Source organism: Deferrisoma sp. (assembly GCF_054681715.1).
Genome location: NZ_BAAHFQ010000086.1, coordinates 1 through 13,621 on the forward strand (window position 1 = coordinate 1; position 13,621 = coordinate 13,621).

Annotated in this window: 16 protein-coding genes; 8 read left to right on the forward strand and 8 right to left on the reverse strand. The window is 69.7% G+C overall.

The genetic code is table 11. The features are described from left to right. Positions 1 to 481 precede the first annotated feature (481 nt). A complete protein-coding gene (gene yihA / locus ACY0I8_RS11860) occupies positions 482 to 1,069 on the reverse strand; it encodes a ribosome biogenesis GTP-binding protein YihA/YsxC (protein WP_461394926.1) in 588 nt (195 codons plus the stop codon). A gap of 722 nt (positions 1,070 to 1,791) precedes the next feature. On the opposite strand from yihA, the gene rpsT reads away from it, so the two are divergent. After that, positions 1,792 to 2,070: a 30S ribosomal protein S20 gene (gene rpsT, locus ACY0I8_RS11865; protein ID WP_459940413.1), complete on the forward strand. Its 279-nt coding sequence runs from the start codon at positions 1,792 to 1,794 to the stop codon at positions 2,068 to 2,070. Between the two features lie 135 nt (positions 2,071 to 2,205). Then, entirely contained in the window at positions 2,206 to 2,736 is a 531-nt protein-coding gene (locus ACY0I8_RS11870; RefSeq protein WP_461394927.1) for a hypothetical protein, read from the forward strand. Here the strand turns inward: ACY0I8_RS11870 and ACY0I8_RS11875 are convergent. Both ACY0I8_RS11875 and ACY0I8_RS11880 read right to left on the reverse strand, forming a co-directional pair. Then, a complete protein-coding gene (locus ACY0I8_RS11875) occupies positions 2,723 to 3,121 on the reverse strand; it encodes a threonyl-tRNA synthetase editing domain-containing protein (RefSeq protein WP_461394928.1) in 399 nt (132 codons plus the stop codon). The genes ACY0I8_RS11870 and ACY0I8_RS11875 overlap by 14 nt on opposite strands. Positions 3,122 to 3,131: 10 nt before the next feature. Further along, on the reverse strand, positions 3,132 to 3,464 hold the full coding sequence (locus ACY0I8_RS11880) for a TfoX/Sxy family protein (RefSeq protein WP_461394929.1): 333 nt from the start codon (positions 3,462 to 3,464) through the stop codon (positions 3,132 to 3,134). A gap of 446 nt (positions 3,465 to 3,910) precedes the next feature. On the opposite strand from ACY0I8_RS11880, the gene ACY0I8_RS11885 reads away from it, so the two are divergent. The 4 genes from ACY0I8_RS11885 to ACY0I8_RS11900 are packed head-to-tail and all read left to right on the forward strand — an operon-like array spanning position 3,911 to position 7,922. After that, positions 3,911 to 5,005, forward strand: a complete 1,095-nt coding sequence (locus tag ACY0I8_RS11885; protein WP_461394930.1) for a hydrogenase small subunit — start codon at positions 3,911 to 3,913, stop codon at positions 5,003 to 5,005. A gap of 38 nt (positions 5,006 to 5,043) precedes the next feature. Next, positions 5,044 to 6,765 carry a nickel-dependent hydrogenase large subunit gene (locus ACY0I8_RS11890; RefSeq protein WP_461394931.1) on the forward strand — a complete coding sequence of 574 codons (1,722 nt, stop codon included), beginning with the start codon at positions 5,044 to 5,046 and terminating at the stop codon, positions 6,763 to 6,765. A gap of 19 nt (positions 6,766 to 6,784) precedes the next feature. Then, positions 6,785 to 7,468, forward strand: a complete 684-nt coding sequence (cybH, locus tag ACY0I8_RS11895; RefSeq protein ID WP_461394932.1) for a Ni/Fe-hydrogenase, b-type cytochrome subunit — start codon at positions 6,785 to 6,787, stop codon at positions 7,466 to 7,468. A gap of 7 nt (positions 7,469 to 7,475) precedes the next feature. Continuing rightward, positions 7,476 to 7,922 (forward strand): HyaD/HybD family hydrogenase maturation endopeptidase, encoded by a 447-nt coding sequence (locus tag ACY0I8_RS11900; RefSeq protein ID WP_461394933.1) that lies wholly within the window; start codon positions 7,476 to 7,478, stop codon positions 7,920 to 7,922. 88 nt (positions 7,923 to 8,010) lie between these two features. On the opposite strand, the gene ACY0I8_RS11905 is transcribed toward ACY0I8_RS11900, so the two are convergent. The 5 genes from ACY0I8_RS11905 to ACY0I8_RS11925 form a co-directional block, all read right to left on the reverse strand. Further along, on the reverse strand, positions 8,011 to 8,271 hold the full coding sequence (locus tag ACY0I8_RS11905) for a hypothetical protein (protein WP_459940421.1): 261 nt from the start codon (positions 8,269 to 8,271) through the stop codon (positions 8,011 to 8,013). Then, positions 8,268 to 8,528 (reverse strand): anti-sigma factor family protein, encoded by a 261-nt coding sequence (locus tag ACY0I8_RS11910; RefSeq protein ID WP_459940422.1) that lies wholly within the window; start codon positions 8,526 to 8,528, stop codon positions 8,268 to 8,270. Before ACY0I8_RS11910 ends, ACY0I8_RS11905 begins: the two co-directional genes overlap by 4 nt. Further along, positions 8,525 to 9,094, reverse strand: a complete 570-nt coding sequence (locus ACY0I8_RS11915) for a sigma-70 family RNA polymerase sigma factor (protein WP_461394934.1) — start codon at positions 9,092 to 9,094, stop codon at positions 8,525 to 8,527. The genes ACY0I8_RS11910 and ACY0I8_RS11915 overlap by 4 nt, the downstream gene beginning before the upstream one ends. Positions 9,095 to 9,099: 5 nt before the next feature. Beyond that, positions 9,100 to 10,545, reverse strand: coding sequence for an RtcB family protein (locus ACY0I8_RS11920; protein ID WP_459940424.1), 1,446 nt, complete (start codon positions 10,543 to 10,545; stop codon positions 9,100 to 9,102). Positions 10,546 to 10,783: 238 nt separating this feature from the next. Continuing rightward, positions 10,784 to 11,635, reverse strand: coding sequence for a DUF1858 domain-containing protein (locus ACY0I8_RS11925; RefSeq protein WP_461394935.1), 852 nt, complete (start codon positions 11,633 to 11,635; stop codon positions 10,784 to 10,786). Positions 11,636 to 11,764: 129 nt separating this feature from the next. On the opposite strand from ACY0I8_RS11925, the gene rtcA reads away from it, so the two are divergent. Beyond that, positions 11,765 to 12,820 carry an RNA 3'-terminal phosphate cyclase gene (gene rtcA / locus ACY0I8_RS11930; protein WP_461394936.1) on the forward strand — a complete coding sequence of 352 codons (1,056 nt, stop codon included), beginning with the start codon at positions 11,765 to 11,767 and terminating at the stop codon, positions 12,818 to 12,820. Position 12,821: 1 nt separating this feature from the next. Then, positions 12,822 to 13,445, forward strand: coding sequence for an arylesterase (locus ACY0I8_RS11935; protein ID WP_461394937.1), 624 nt, complete (start codon positions 12,822 to 12,824; stop codon positions 13,443 to 13,445). Positions 13,446 to 13,621: the final 176 nt, after the last annotated feature.

Genomic DNA, 13,621 nt, shown 5'->3' on the forward strand with positions numbered 1-13,621 from the left:
GACCTCCGATCGTGTAGGTGGTTCCAACCCACAGGATCGGCCGCATGGCGGCGACTCTTTCTTTGGAACCATGGCGATCATGTCGAAAGGGGTTGCTCGACCTCCACCCCCGGGCACCTAACGATTTGCCGGAAGAACCTGAATTCTGGCCCCCGATACGGAAGCCGCCCCCACGGGTCGGCCGGCGCGATGACGCCGGAATCCCAAATGTTCTTAGCCGCCTAGCTGCCGAGCAGCCCAGCCGCCCAGCCTAGGTTACTTGGAAAGTCCCCAGGGCCCCTTTGGGGCCCCGCCACACAGGGCAGTTCTGTAACGTCCCAGTCAGGGTTTAGGGTGGGAGCGGCGTCCATGCCGCGATCCGGGCCGAAAGCCCGAAAGAAAGGGCGGCGCGACTTGGACGCCGCGCCCACAGGTTGGGACGGCCGCTGACGCCAGAATCACAAAGGATTTTGGCATCCTAGCGTCCTAGCCTCCTAACGTCCTAGCGGGAAGTTACTTGGAATGCGTCCACCAGGCCCCGCACGACCTTCCACAGCTCCGCCTTCCCCTCCCCGGTGCGGGCCGAGGTCACCACCAGCTCCTCCGGCGGCACGCCGAACCCCGCCGCGATCGTCTTGAGGTGCTCCGGCCGGCGGCCCCGGGCCACCTTGTCGGCCTTGGTGACCGCGACGACCAAGCGCCTCCCGGCCGCCCGCACCAGGTCGGCGAACGCGAGATCGTGATCCCCCGGCTCCCGCCGGATGTCGGCCAGAAGCACCACCCCGACGAGGCGGTCCGACCGGCCCACGAAGTCTCGCACCGTGCGGGTCCAGGCCCGCACGGTGCCCACGGGGGCTTTGGCGTACCCGTACCCCGGGAGGTCCACGAGGGCGAACCGCTCGTCCACCACGAAGAGGTTCAGCGTCTGGGTCCTCCCCGGGGTGGACGAGGTGCGGGCAAGCCCCTTTCGGCCCGTCAGCAGGTTCACGATGGAGGATTTACCCACGTTGGACCGCCCCGCCAGCGCCACCTGGGGCCACGGCGCCCCGGCGGCTTCCTCCCACCGGGTCACGCTTTTCCAAAACCTCACATCCGGCTTTCCGCCTGCCACGAAACCTTCCTTCCCTCTGGGGTGTCCCCGCAGCCGAGGTCCCGACCGATCCCAAGTCCCCGGCGCCCGCCGGGGAGGCCCCTCGCTCCACGGCGCCCCCGGGGGGCCGTCAAGATGCCACAAGCCCCCGGTTTCTTCCAGGGCCCCCCCCTCCCGGCGGCCCGGACCGATCCCATCGCAGCGCCCACAGGCCGCCTGCCTTCTTCTCCAGGAGCTGGGCTTTGGCCCACACGCAGGAACGCCGGCGCTGGCCCGAACGACCGGAGACCGCGAGACCGGCGACCGTGGACCGAAGTGACTTCGGGCACCACCTGTCGCTCCGGCGGCTGAATAGGCCCGGCCGAGGGCATGGGGCCTGCTGGAGCGCCGGGCGTGGCTCCTACAGTCGCTGCGTCCGGCACTCAGCCGATGACTGGGACTCTCCCGACGAATCGGACCGACAAAAACGCCCCGACTTGCTAGGCAGTTACGTCCACCCGGCTGAGTGCCGGATGCAGCGTAAGCCGGATGCCGCACTCACGCCCGGACGGAAGCAGGCCCCATGCCCTCGCGATCTCCTTACGCGCGTCTATTGGCGCCGGGTCAATATGCTCTCTAGGCCGCTTGGCCCTTTGTCTTGACACTCCCCCGCCCGCGGTGGTAGAAGCACCGCTTTCGGAACCCACCCGAACCTTTCGAGATCCAGACGGGAGGAGGCCCCCGTGGCGAACCACAAATCAGCCCTCAAGAAGATGAAGCAGGACGAGAAGCGCCGGATGCGCAACAAGGCCGTGCGCACCCGTTACCGCAATCTCATCAAGGCCGTGCGCATGGCCGTGGAGGCCGGCGACGCCGCCCAGGCCGAGGCGGCGCTCCAGAAGGCCGCGCCGTACCTTCACCGGGCCGTGATCAAGGGCGTGATCCACCGGAACAAGGCGGCCCGGCACATCTCGCGGCTCACGCGGCAGGTCCAGGCCCTCAAGGGGCAGCAGGCCGCCTGATCCGCGCACCCCCTGATGGTTCCCCGCCGCCCCGGCCGTTTGGCCGGGGCGGTATTCGTTTGGGCCCAGGGCCCCCCTTCCCTTCTTGTGAACTTGTGATAGGGTGATGGCATCCCCGCTGTCCAGGAGGATGCCATGCCCCTCTACGACGCCGCCGGACGCCTGGTCTTCCCGGAACCCGCCCCCCACCGGGCCGCGCCGCCCGAAAAGTCCGAAGGACTCCTGGTCCACTCCGCGTACTGCCCCCGGGGCCACCCGTTGGTCCGCCCCGAGCACCCCCGGTTTCGCGGCAAACCCGGCATCGGGGTTCGGTGCCGCGCCGGCGATCGGGCCGGCCTGGTGGTCTTGAGCCCCTTCGGCGGGGACAAGCGGAAGGCGTGCGAGGTGGAGTTCCCTGTCGGCACGGTGGTGGAGGTGGCGTGTCCCGCCTGCCGCGAACCCCTGCCGCTCCTCGCTCCCCACGACTGCCGGCCCGGGGCCTCCTACGTGGCCCTGTTCCTCCGGCCGGAACCCGATTGGACCCAGGTGTTGGCCCTGTGCAACGCATGGGACTGCCCGGCGGCGTTTCTCCGGCGGGGCGACCGGGTGGTCGCCGAGTTCCAGAGCCGCGTTCTTCCCGAACCCGTCCCGGACCTCCCCCAGGCCGGCGGCGTCAAGACGCCTTGAAGATCCGCGCCAACGGGTGCCCCGGCGCCTCCACCGTAAGGTCGTGGAAATAGCCGTAGGGCGTGAGCGCGGCGGGATACTGCGCCGCCTCGAGCCGCACCGCCGCCCGCCGCAGCAGTTCCAGCGCCTCGTCCGGGCCCGCCTTCTCCTCGGCCAGGTGGGTGAACGAGTGGAGCACCGCCCGGCGAACGCTCCACTTGCGGGCGAGCCATTTCACGTTCTTGACGAGCTTGGTCTCCTGGTCGGGCCCGTCGCCCGGCTCCACGTGGACAAAGGCCACCACGGCGTCCCTCACCTCGCCCGACTCGGCCGGCGGGGCCGTCTCCAGGGTCCGGAGGGCCGGGCGCCACGCGAACCGGTCGCAGTACCACAGGAGAACCCTCACGGCCGGCCCCTCACGCCTTGGGCGGCAGCGTCTCGACGAACGCCCGGGCCCGGGCGAGCCACCCCTCGAGCGCCCCCGGGGCCCCCAAGGCGGCCACGTGGACCATGACCCAGCCCTTCATCGGCCGGCCGGTGAGGTCGAAGGGCCGCACGTGGGGCTCGGCCAGGGCCCGCGCCGTCCCCTCCGGCCCGAGGCGCACGATGAGGTGATCGCCGTGCACCCCGGCCACCATGTGCCCCCTCCACAGGTGGCACACCCCTCCGAACATCTTTTTGGCGGCGCGGCCCGGCCATCGACCCACGATGTCCCGGATCCGCAGGTCCAGATCCTCGTTGTAGCCCATCTTCTCCCTCCGGTCCGCCCCCCCTTGGGGCCTCATTGCGGGAGCGTTCAGCCTATCCCAACCCACCGCCCCGTTTCCAACCGGAACCCCAAACGGCCCCGCCGAACGCCCGGCGGGTCGGATTCTCTAACCTCTTTTCTTCCCACCAAAACCTTTCCTCTTTCCTTTGACACAACTGCTTCGAGACATCTTTTACCCCTCACTCTCCACACCAATCAGCGCCCCTCGACTTCATCCAGGCCAATACGAACCATTTTTCATAGCCCCTGAAACAAGGTGTCCAATTTCCGCCATGCCCTGGCCGACTTCGGCCACCCGTTCATCCAGGGAAAACCATACACGTTTTGAAACTAGGGGCTTGATTTTCAGCGTGGAGGTTCCTACACTGCGCCGGCCCATTTTTCGGGAGGGTTCGCTGTTAGGGTCCCCGATTGGAGAGGAGAGTCATGGCCGAACGAAGAGACCCCATCGCAAACACGAAGTTGGAGGAGTACTTGGAGAGCCGGGGGGTGAACCGGCGGGACTTCATGAAGTTCTGCACGGGGCTGGCGGCCACCCTGGCACTCCCGATGGGAGCGGCCGAGAAGGTGGCGGCGGCGCTCGCCGACGACAAGCGCCCCCCCGTGATTTGGCTCCACTTCCAGGAGTGCACGGGCGACAGCGAGTCGCTGCTGCGGGCCTCGCGACCCACGGTGGCCGAGCTCGTGCTCGACTATCTGTCGGTGGACTACCACGAGACCATCATGGCCGCGGCCGGGCATCAGGCCGAGGAGGCCCGCCAGAAGACCCTCGAGGAGTACAAGGGGAAATACATCGCCGTGGTCGAGGGCGGGATCCCCACGAAAGACGGGGGCCTGTACTGCTGCATCGGCGGCCGCACGGCCGTGGACATCGCCACCGAGGTGTGCACAAACGCCATGGCCACGATCGCGGCGGGCACCTGCTCGGCCTACGGCGGCATCCAGGCCGCCTACCCCAACCCCACCGGCGCGGTGAGCGTGTCGGAGCTGCTGCCGTCGATCCCCGTGGTGAACCTGCCCGGCTGCCCCCTGAACGTTGCGAACCTGACGGGCACGGTGGCCCACCTGCTGACCTTCGGCACCCTGCCCCAGCTCGACCGGTACAAGCGGCCGCTTTTCGCCTACGGCAAGCGCATCCACGACAACTGCGAACGCCGGGGCCATTTCGACGCCGGCCAGTTCGTGGAGGCCTGGGGCGACCACGGCCACCGGCAGGGGTGGTGCCTCTACAAGATGGGCTGCAAGGGGCCGGCCACGTTCCACAACTGCCCCCAGGTGCGCTGGAACGACGGGGTGAGCTGGCCCGTCGGCGCGGGCCACCCCTGCGTGGGCTGCTCGGAGCCGGGGTTCTGGGACTCCATGAGCCCGTTCTACGGCCGGCTGCCCAACGTGCCGGGCTTTGGCGCCGAGGCCACGGCCACGAAGATCGGGGTGGGGCTCACCGCGGCCACCGCCGCCGTGTTCGCCGCCCACGGGGTGGCCAAGACCGTGCAGCTTCGGATGAAGGACAAAAAGGACTAACCGCCCGCGCCGGGCGTTTACCGTAAGGGAGACGATCGATGGCCAAGAAGATCGTGGTCGATCCGGTTACTCGTATCGAAGGACACCTGCGCATCGAGGCCAAGGTGGAGGACGGGGTCATCACCGACGCCTGGAGCATCGGCACCATGTGGCGGGGGATCGAGAAGATCCTCCAGGGCCGTGACCCCCGGGAGGCCTGGTACTGGACCCAGCGGTTCTGCGGGGTGTGCACCACCGTGCATTCCGTGGCCTCTGTGCGGGCCGTGGAGGACGCGGTCGGGATGCAGGTGCCCCTGAACGCGGAACTGATCCGCAACCTCATCATGGGCATCCAGAACGTGCAGGACCACGTGATCCATTTCTACCACCTCCACGCCCTGGACTGGGTGGACATCGTCTCGGCGTTGAAGGCCGACCCGGGCGAAACCGCGAAGCTCGCCCAGTCCATCTCCGACTGGCCCAAGAGCTCCAAGGACTACTTCGCCACGGTGCAAAAGCGGGTGGCCGCGTTCGCGGGCACGAAGCGCCTGGGCCCGTTCGCCAACGCGTACTGGGGCCACCCGGCCTATAAGCTCCCGCCCGAGGCGAACCTGATGGCCGTGGCCCACTACCTGGAGGCGCTCGACTGGCAGCGCGAGGTGATCAAGGTCCAGGCGGTGCTGGGCGCCAAGAACCCCCACCCCCAGACCTTCCTGACCGGCGGCATGGCCGTGCCGGTGGACCCCAACGCCCAAAACGCGCTCAATGCCGACAAGCTCATGATGATCCGGCAGTGGCTCGTCCAGGCCATGGAGTTCGTGGAGAAGGTGTACATCCCCGACCTCCTGGCCGTGGCCCCGTTCTACCTGGAGTGGGCGAAATACGGCGCCGGGGTCCAGAACTACCTCACCTTCGGCGACTTCCCCACGGCCGAGGGCCAGCGCCGGGAGGACTACTGGCTCAAGCCCGGCTTCGTGCGCAAGGGCGAGTTCCCCAACGCGGCCGAGCCCAAAGCGGAGGGCATCGCCGAGTACGTGACCCACAGCTGGTACCGGTACTCGGCCGGGGACGACAAGGGGCTCCTTCCCTGGAAGGGGGAGACCGAACCCCACTACACCGGCCCGAAGCCCCCGTATCCCGACCAGTATGTCTCGGACACCGACAGCAAGTACTCCTGGGTCAAGGCGCCCCGGTACGAGGACACCCCGTTCGAGGTGGGGCCGCTCGCCCGGATGGTGGTGGGCTACGCCCAGGGCCACAAGGAGATCAAGGAGACGGTGGATCTCGTGCTCCAGACCCTGAAGGTTCCGGCCTCCGCGCTGTTCTCGACCCTGGGCCGCACGGCCGCCCGCGGCATCGAGTGCCTGATCATGGCCCGAAAGAACGTGGAATGGCTCGACATGCTCGCGGCGAACATGGGCAAGGGCGATCTGCGGATCGCCGACAACGAGCGGTGGGACCCGTCGGCCTGGCCCGCCGAGGCCGAGGGCGTGGGCTTCCACGAGGCGCCCCGGGGAACCCTGAGCCACTGGATCCGGATCAAGAACGGCCAGATCGCCAACTACCAGGCCGTGGTGCCGAGCACTTGGAACGCCTCGCCCCGGGACCACAAGGGGCAGCGGGGCCCCTATGAAGAGGCCCTCATCGGCACCCCCATCGCCGACCCGGAAAAGCCCATCGAGATCCTCCGGACCATCCACTCCTTCGACCCGTGTCTGGCCTGCGCGATCCACGTGCTCGATGGCAAGGGCCGGGAGATCACCCGGGTCAAGGTCCTCTAAAGCCGGGAAGGAGGGAGCCATGCGACGGCTCGCGATCAAGGTGTGGGAGTTCCCGGTCCGGCTGTTCCACTGGGCCAACTTCCTGGCCATCGTGGTGCTGAGCCTCACCGGGGCCTACATCCACTGGCCGTTTTTGAGCACCCCCCAGACCGCGTTCCCTTACCTGATGGGATGGGCCCGCACGATCCATTTCGTGGCGGGCTGGGTGCTCTTGGTCGGCCTGGCCGGGCGGCTGTACTGGGCGTTCGTGGGGAACCGGTTCGCCCGGTTCTCCACGTTCTTCCCGTATCTGACCCGCAAGGGCTGGCGGGACATCTGGGGCGTGCTGAAGTACTATCTGTTCCTTGAAAAGCGCATGCCCCCCCATCTGGGGCACAACGCCATCGCCTCGACGGTGTACGGGTTCCTGTTCCTGCTCTTGTGGTTTCAGGTGCTGAGCGGGTTTGCCCTGTTCGGGCAGTACGACCCGGCCGGCACGGCCTATCGGCTCACCGGCTGGGTGTTCGACATCGCCACGAACCAGTGGATCCGGCTCGCCCACTACTTCGCGATGTGGGTGATCTTCGCGTTCTTCATCAACCACATCTACGCCATGTGGGTCTCGGACCTGGCCGAGCGGGACGGCACCGCCGGGAGCATGTTCAGTGGATACAAGTACGGAGAGCTCGAGAAGTTCGCGGACGCTGATCCTCGGGGTCGGTAACCGCATCATGACCGACGACGCGGCCGGGGTGGAAGCCCTGGCCGCGTTTTCTTCGGCCTACCAGGTTCCCGAGGGGGTGGACCTGGTGGACGGGGGAACCCTGGGGCTCGATCTGCTCCACATCGTGGAGGGGTACCCCCGGGTGCTGATCCTCGACTGCGTGGTCACGGGCCGGGAGCCCGGCACCGTGATGCGGATCGAGGGCGAGGACATCCCCCGGGTGCTCGGCCAGTGCCTATCCCCGCACCAGATGGGCATCCAGGACCTCGCGGCGGCGCTGGAGCTCCTGGGGCGCATGCCCGAGCGGCTGGTGGTGCTCGGGATCGAACCCGAAAGCGTCGCGCCCGGGGTGGAACTCTCGGAGCCCGTTCGACGCAGCCTGCCCCGGCTCGCCGACGCGGCGGCCGAGGTGCTACGGGAGTGGGGGGTGGAGGTGAGGAGGCTGGGAAGCTAGAAAGCTGGGAGGCTGGGAGGCTGGGAGGCCGGAAGGCGGCGGGTCGGCGGACGGGGCGCCCCCCGAGCGCCGGGCTTCCGGATTCCGGCTACCGGATTCCCCGCACCCGGGCGAGGTAGCGGGCGATCTCCTCGGCTTCTTGGTCGTCGATCCGGGCCCCTTTCTGGCGCATGCCCCAGATCGTGCGGCGCCACCCCTCCAGGTCCCTTCGCACCCCCAGGGCGGTTTCGGCCGGATGGCACCGGGAACAGGCCCGCACGAACAGTTTTGACGCCGGATCACCGTTGGGCACGCCGCCGCAGCCCGCGGCGAGCAACAGTCCCACCCCGGCGGCCCAGACCGCCCTCATTCCCCCGCCTCCGCCAGGGCCCGGGCGATCCGGTCCCGGTCCGCGGGCGCCAACCCCACCTCCAGGGCCTCCTCCCACTCCCCCACCCGGCCCGCGTGCTCCCGCAGCCAGCCGGCCAAGGCCCGCAGGTCCCTGCGGTAGGCCCGGCAGGCCCCGCAAAGCCCCACGTGGATCCGCAGGGCGATCCGCCGGCCCATCGGAAGGGAGGCATCGAGTTCCTGGGAGATCCATCGGCTGGCCTCCCGGCAGGTCATCATGGTGTCTCGCTCTCCTCTCCCCCGAAGCCCTCCTCGGCTAGGCACCGGCGCAGGGCGAGCCGCGCCCGGTGGAGAAGGACCCATGCGTTCGTCGGGGTGATCCCCATCTCCTGACACAGAGCCTCGGTGTCGAGCCCTTCGAGCTCCCGCAGCACGAAGGCCGCAGCCTGGCGCGGCGGCACCCCCCGCAGGCAGCGCACGAGGGCTTGCCAAAAGCCCCGGCCCTCGGCGAGCCGGGCCGGGTCGGCCATCCACCCCAGGGGCGTTCGCCAGCGGCCATCGGCCCCGAAGGCCTCGGCCTCGGGGTCTGCCCCGTCGTCCAGGGCCTCGCGGCTGGTGCGGCGGAAATGGTCCAGGATCTTGTGCCTTAGGATCCCGACGAGCCACGTCCGGGGATCGGAGCGGCCGCCGAACGATTCGCGGTTCCTGAGGCCGGCCACCAGGGTTTCCTGCACCAGGTCCCGAGCCAGATCGGGATCGGCCACCCGGGCCAGCGCGTACCGGTACAGGAGATCGCCGTACCGGTCCACCCACTCGGCCGGGTCCGGGAGCGGCTCCCAGCCCACGGTGCTCAGCCCTTGACCACGCCGAGGGGCCGGAGCCGCGCGACCTTCTTGGAGATGCCGGCCCCGTCCACCACCTCCACCACGTCGTCCACATCCTTGTACGCCTCGGGCATCTCCTCGGCCAGCGTCTTCATGCCCGCCGAGAACACGAAGATGCCCTGGGCCTCGAGGTCCCGCCGGACCTGGGCGCCGTGTTTCCGCTTCAGCGCGGCGCTCCGGCTGAGAACCCTCCCGGCCCCGTGGCAGGTGGATCCGAAGGTCTCCTCCATGGCCTTCGCCGTGCCCCGGAGCACGTAGGAGGCCCGGCCCATGTCGCCCGGGATCAGCACGGGCTGGCCCACGGCCCGGTACCGGGCCGGCACCCGGGGATCGCCCGGTCCGAACGCCCGGGTGGCCCCCTTTCGGTGGACGATCACCCAGCGTTCCTCGCCGTCTACCCGGTGAAGCTCCCGCTTGGCGATGTTGTGGGCCACGTCGTAGAGGAGCCGCAAGCCCAGGTCCCGGGGTGAGGCCCCGAAGAACTCGAGAAACACCTCCCGGGTCCAGTGCATGAGCGCCTGGCGGTTCGCCCAGGCGTAGTTCGCGGCCGCGGCCATGGCCCCCAGGTACCGCCGGGCGGCCTCGCTCTTCACAAACGCGCAGGCCAGTTGGCGGTCCGGCAACTGGAGACCTTCCCGGGCCACCTCCCGGGCCATGACCTTGAGGTAGTCGTCGCAGACCTGGTACCCGAACCCCCGGCTGCCCGAATGGATCATCACGGTGATCCGGCCCTCCTCCAGGCCGTAGGCGGCCGCGGCCTCGGGGTCGAACACCCGCTCCACGTACTGGACCTCGAGGAAGTGGTTCCCCGACCCCAGGGTGCCCACCTGGTTGAACCCCCGCTCGTAGGCCCGAGGGGACACCGCCTCGGGGTCGGCTCCCTCGAGGCACCCCTCCTCCTCGGTGGCCTCCAGGTCCTCGGGCCACCCGTACCCCTGCTCCACGGCCCACCGGGCGCCCTGCACCAGCAGTTTTCGCTCGTCCTTCCTGGACAGCCGGATGGCCCCGGTGGAGCCGACCCCCGAGGGGATCCGGGAGAACAGGGCCCCCACCAGTTCCCGAAGGCGGGGCCGCACCTCGTCGAGCCCGAGGTGGGTGGTCATGAGCCGGCAGCCGCAGTTGATGTCGTACCCGACCCCCCCCGGGCTCACCACGCCGTCTTCGGCGTCCATGGCCGCCACGCCCCCGATCGGGAACCCGTAGCCCCAGTGGACGTCGGGCATGGCCATGCTCGCCTTCAGGATGCCCGGCAGCGTGGCTACGTTCCGCACCTGTTCGGGCGCCCGCTCGGCCCGGATGTGGTCGATCATCCGGTCGCTCGCGTACACGATCCCCGGCACCCGCATCGGATCCTGCTGGGGAATCTCCCAACGGTACTCGTCGAGCCGGCGAAGCGGGATCTCTTCGGCCATGGCTGGACTCCTTGGGTCTTCGGCGTAAGTCCGCATGCCGGGGCGCCGGTCGGCCAGGAAGCCCGGGGGCTGCAATCGCTTCCGGTTCCAGCGCCGCCGGTCCCACCTGCGATCCGAGCCCCCCGATCCTGGGAGAGCCCACCTCCGCAGGCGCCATCGGCACAATAAAGCCCCCGGGCATCGGCGCCCCGGAGGCTTGGAAGTATACCGCAATCCCCGCCCCCGAACACGGGGGGCGTCAAGCCGCCTTGTTCAGATCCTCCAGCAGTCGCTCCACGTCCACGTTGTGGATCATGGCGCTCTGACGAATCGTCTCCGTCTTCTGGCCGGGGCACGAAAAGCACCCCGTGCCGTAGTACTTGCGGAACACCGCCTCCGTGCCGGGGTACCGGGCGAGCACGTCGCCGATCACGTCGTTGGGGCCCACCTTCGGGGCCGGGCCCGACCCCGCCACCACCCGGCGCAGGGCCCCGAGCAGTTCCTCCGCGTCCACCCCGTGGCGCTGGCACGCCATGGCCACCGTGATCGGCAGCGACTTCACCTGCTCCCGGTGGGCGGGGTCGGAAAGGCCCTGGAACCCGTGCTCCACGAACACCTCGGCGGCCTCGGGCCAGCGCTCCAGGATCTCCCCCACCCGGGTGTCCGGACCGATCCCGACGTCCGAACTGGGAGTCGCAGGGGTCGCGGTCGTCTCCACCTCCTCCCCCGCTTCCTCGGGCGCCAGCAGGGTGGCCGCGATGTTCACGGCGAAAAGGAGAACGCCCAGGAGGCTCAGGCCCGAAAAGAGCCCGAAGGCGGTCGACGGGCTCCCGGGGTACGCCGCCACCATGCCCACGAGCCCCACGTTGGAGACCCAGAAATGGAGCCCCACCCACTGGGGCCAGCGCAACTCCCTGGCGTTGAACCGCGGGAGCACGAAGTACCCCACGCCGTACACCATCATGGCCATGAAGCCGAGCAGGTTGAAATGCACGTGCCCAAACCGGGCCCAGGCCGGGGCGTCCCCCATGCCCATCCAAAGCCCCAACCCGGCCGCCAGGGCCAGGTAGATCACCGACGCGACAACGAATCCCTTGGTGTACCGATCCATGACGGACCTCCTTTCCCCCCAATGGGGAGTTGCGTTTTCCGAAGCTGCCGCTACCGTATCTCAGGGTGCCGGTGCAGGCCTTGACAACGGTCAAACCGAGGCGGTTTCCAACGGTTGGGAGGAGGCAGCATGAACACGAGGACACCCGTTACCGTGGACGGCTCGTACGGCGAGGGCGGGGGCCAGGTGCTCCGCACGGCGCTCGCGCTCTCCCTCGTGACCCGCCGCCCCGTGGAGCTCCGCAACGTGCGCGCCGGTCGGCCGCGGCCCGGGCTCGCGCCCCAGCACCTCACCGCCGTGTGGGCGGCGGCCGAGGTGGGCCGGGCGCGGGTGGAGGGCGATGTCAAGGGGTCGCGGGAGCTTCGGTTCGAGCCCATCGGGATCTTCCCCGAGGCCTACCGGTGGGAGATCGGGACGGCCGGCGCCACGGGCCTCGTCCTCCACACCGTGGCCATTCCCCTGGCCATCGCCACCCTCGAATCGGAGGTCCACGTGGCCGGTGGCACCCACGTGCCCTGGAGCCCCCCCTTCGAGCACCTGGCGAGGGTCTGGGCCCCGGCGGTCACGGCCCTGGGGTTTCCCGTGCGGGCCGAACTGCGCCGGGCCGGGTTCTACCCGAAGGGCGGCGGCGAGATCGTGGCCTGGCTCGGGCCCGCCGGGGCTCGTGGGCCCCTTCGGGCCGAGGAGAGGGCGCCGGTGCGGGAGATCCGCGGGGTGGCTGCGGCGGCCGGGCTTCCCGATCACGTGGCCCGCCGGATGGCCCAGCGCGTGCGAGAGAGACTCCGGCGGGAAGGCCTCGAAGCCCGGGTGGACGAACGGCGCCTCGAGGCCCCGAGCCCCGGAGCCTACGTCTTTTTGGAGGTTGCCCCCGAAGCGGGCCCCCGGCTCGGGGCCTCGGCCCTGGGGGAACGGGGCAAGCCGGCCGAGGCCGTGGCCGACGAGGCGGTGGACGAGCTTCTCGAGATCCTCGCGTCCGATGCCGCCGTGGACGCCCACCTGGCCGACCAGCTCCTCCTGCCCCTGGCCCTCGTGCCGGAGGAGTCGGTGTTCACCGCGGCCCGCATCACCCGGCACCTCACCACCAACGCCTGGGTGATCCGCCAGTTCCTGCCGGAGGTGGAGATCGAGATCGAGGGGGCGGAAGGCGCGCCCGGCCGGGTGCGGGTCCGTGCACCCGCGAGGTGACATGAGGACGGGCTGGTTCCTTGCCGCCCTTTGCGGAACGGCGCTCCTGGCCGCCGGGATCGCCTGTTCCCGGGGCGAGCCCCGGCTTTCCCCCTTGGCGCCGGGGGAGACGATTCTTGCCTTCGGCGACAGCCTCACCGCCGGCACCGGTGCCGCGCCCGGGGAGGGCTACCCGTCGGTCCTCGAAACCCTCGTGGACCGGCCCGTGGTGAACGCGGGACGGCCCGGGGAAACCACCGGGGAGGGGCTCCGCCGCCTGGCGGGGGAGCTCGAGGCCCATCGGCCCCGGCTCGTCATCCTGTGCGAGGGGGGAAACGATTTCCTCCGGGGCGCCCCGCCGGAACGGGTGGAGGAGAACCTGCGGCGGATGATCCGGACCGCCAGGGGGTCCGGGGCGGAGGTGGTGCTCGTGGCCGTGCCGCGGCCGAACCTGCTCGTGCGGGTGCCCGGCCTCTACGAGGAACTGGGGGAGGAGTTCGGGGTGCCGGTGGAGACCGAGGTCCTCCGGGAGGTGCTGACCTCGCCGGGCCTCAAGAGCGACCCCATCCATCCCAACGCCCGGGGGTACCGCCGGCTCGCAAAAGCCGTGGCCGCGCTCCTTCGCCGGGCCGGGGCGGTGGAGTGATACCAGGTTGCGTCCAGACAGACACCCAACCCGGGGGCCCGGCAAGGGGCCTGGTTCCGGCCGTGCGTGAGTGCGGCATCCGGCTTACGCTGCAGCCGGCACTCAGCCCGGCGCCGCCATGAACGGCGGAAACACGAACGTTGGCGAGTCATTGGTGGGCTCATGGCGAGGGAGAC

Bases quoted from the DNA above. Each gene is read 5' to 3' on its own strand.
- ACY0I8_RS11900 (WP_461394933.1), top strand. From the start codon at position 7,476: ATGACCGACGACGCGGCCGGGGTGGAAGCCCTGGCCGCGTTTTCTTCG.
- cybH (WP_461394932.1), top strand. From the start codon at position 6,785: ATGCGACGGCTCGCGATCAAGGTGTGGGAGTTCCCGGTCCGGCTGTTC.
- ACY0I8_RS11925 (WP_461394935.1), bottom strand. From the start codon at position 11,635: ATGGATCGGTACACCAAGGGATTCGTTGTCGCGTCGGTGATCTACCTG.
- ACY0I8_RS11880 (WP_461394929.1), bottom strand. From the start codon at position 3,464: ATGGGCTACAACGAGGATCTGGACCTGCGGATCCGGGACATCGTGGGT.
- ACY0I8_RS11910 (WP_459940422.1), bottom strand. From the start codon at position 8,528: ATGATGACCTGCCGGGAGGCCAGCCGATGGATCTCCCAGGAACTCGAT.
- ACY0I8_RS11920 (WP_459940424.1), bottom strand. From the start codon at position 10,545: ATGGCCGAAGAGATCCCGCTTCGCCGGCTCGACGAGTACCGTTGGGAG.
- ACY0I8_RS11885 (WP_461394930.1), top strand. From the start codon at position 3,911: ATGGCCGAACGAAGAGACCCCATCGCAAACACGAAGTTGGAGGAGTAC.
- ACY0I8_RS11905 (WP_459940421.1), bottom strand. From the start codon at position 8,271: ATGAGGGCGGTCTGGGCCGCCGGGGTGGGACTGTTGCTCGCCGCGGGC.
- ACY0I8_RS11935 (WP_461394937.1), top strand. From the start codon at position 12,822: ATGAGGACGGGCTGGTTCCTTGCCGCCCTTTGCGGAACGGCGCTCCTG.
- ACY0I8_RS11870 (WP_461394927.1), top strand. From the start codon at position 2,206: ATGCCCCTCTACGACGCCGCCGGACGCCTGGTCTTCCCGGAACCCGCC.
- ACY0I8_RS11890 (WP_461394931.1), top strand. From the start codon at position 5,044: ATGGCCAAGAAGATCGTGGTCGATCCGGTTACTCGTATCGAAGGACAC.
- rtcA (WP_461394936.1), top strand. From the start codon at position 11,765: ATGAACACGAGGACACCCGTTACCGTGGACGGCTCGTACGGCGAGGGC.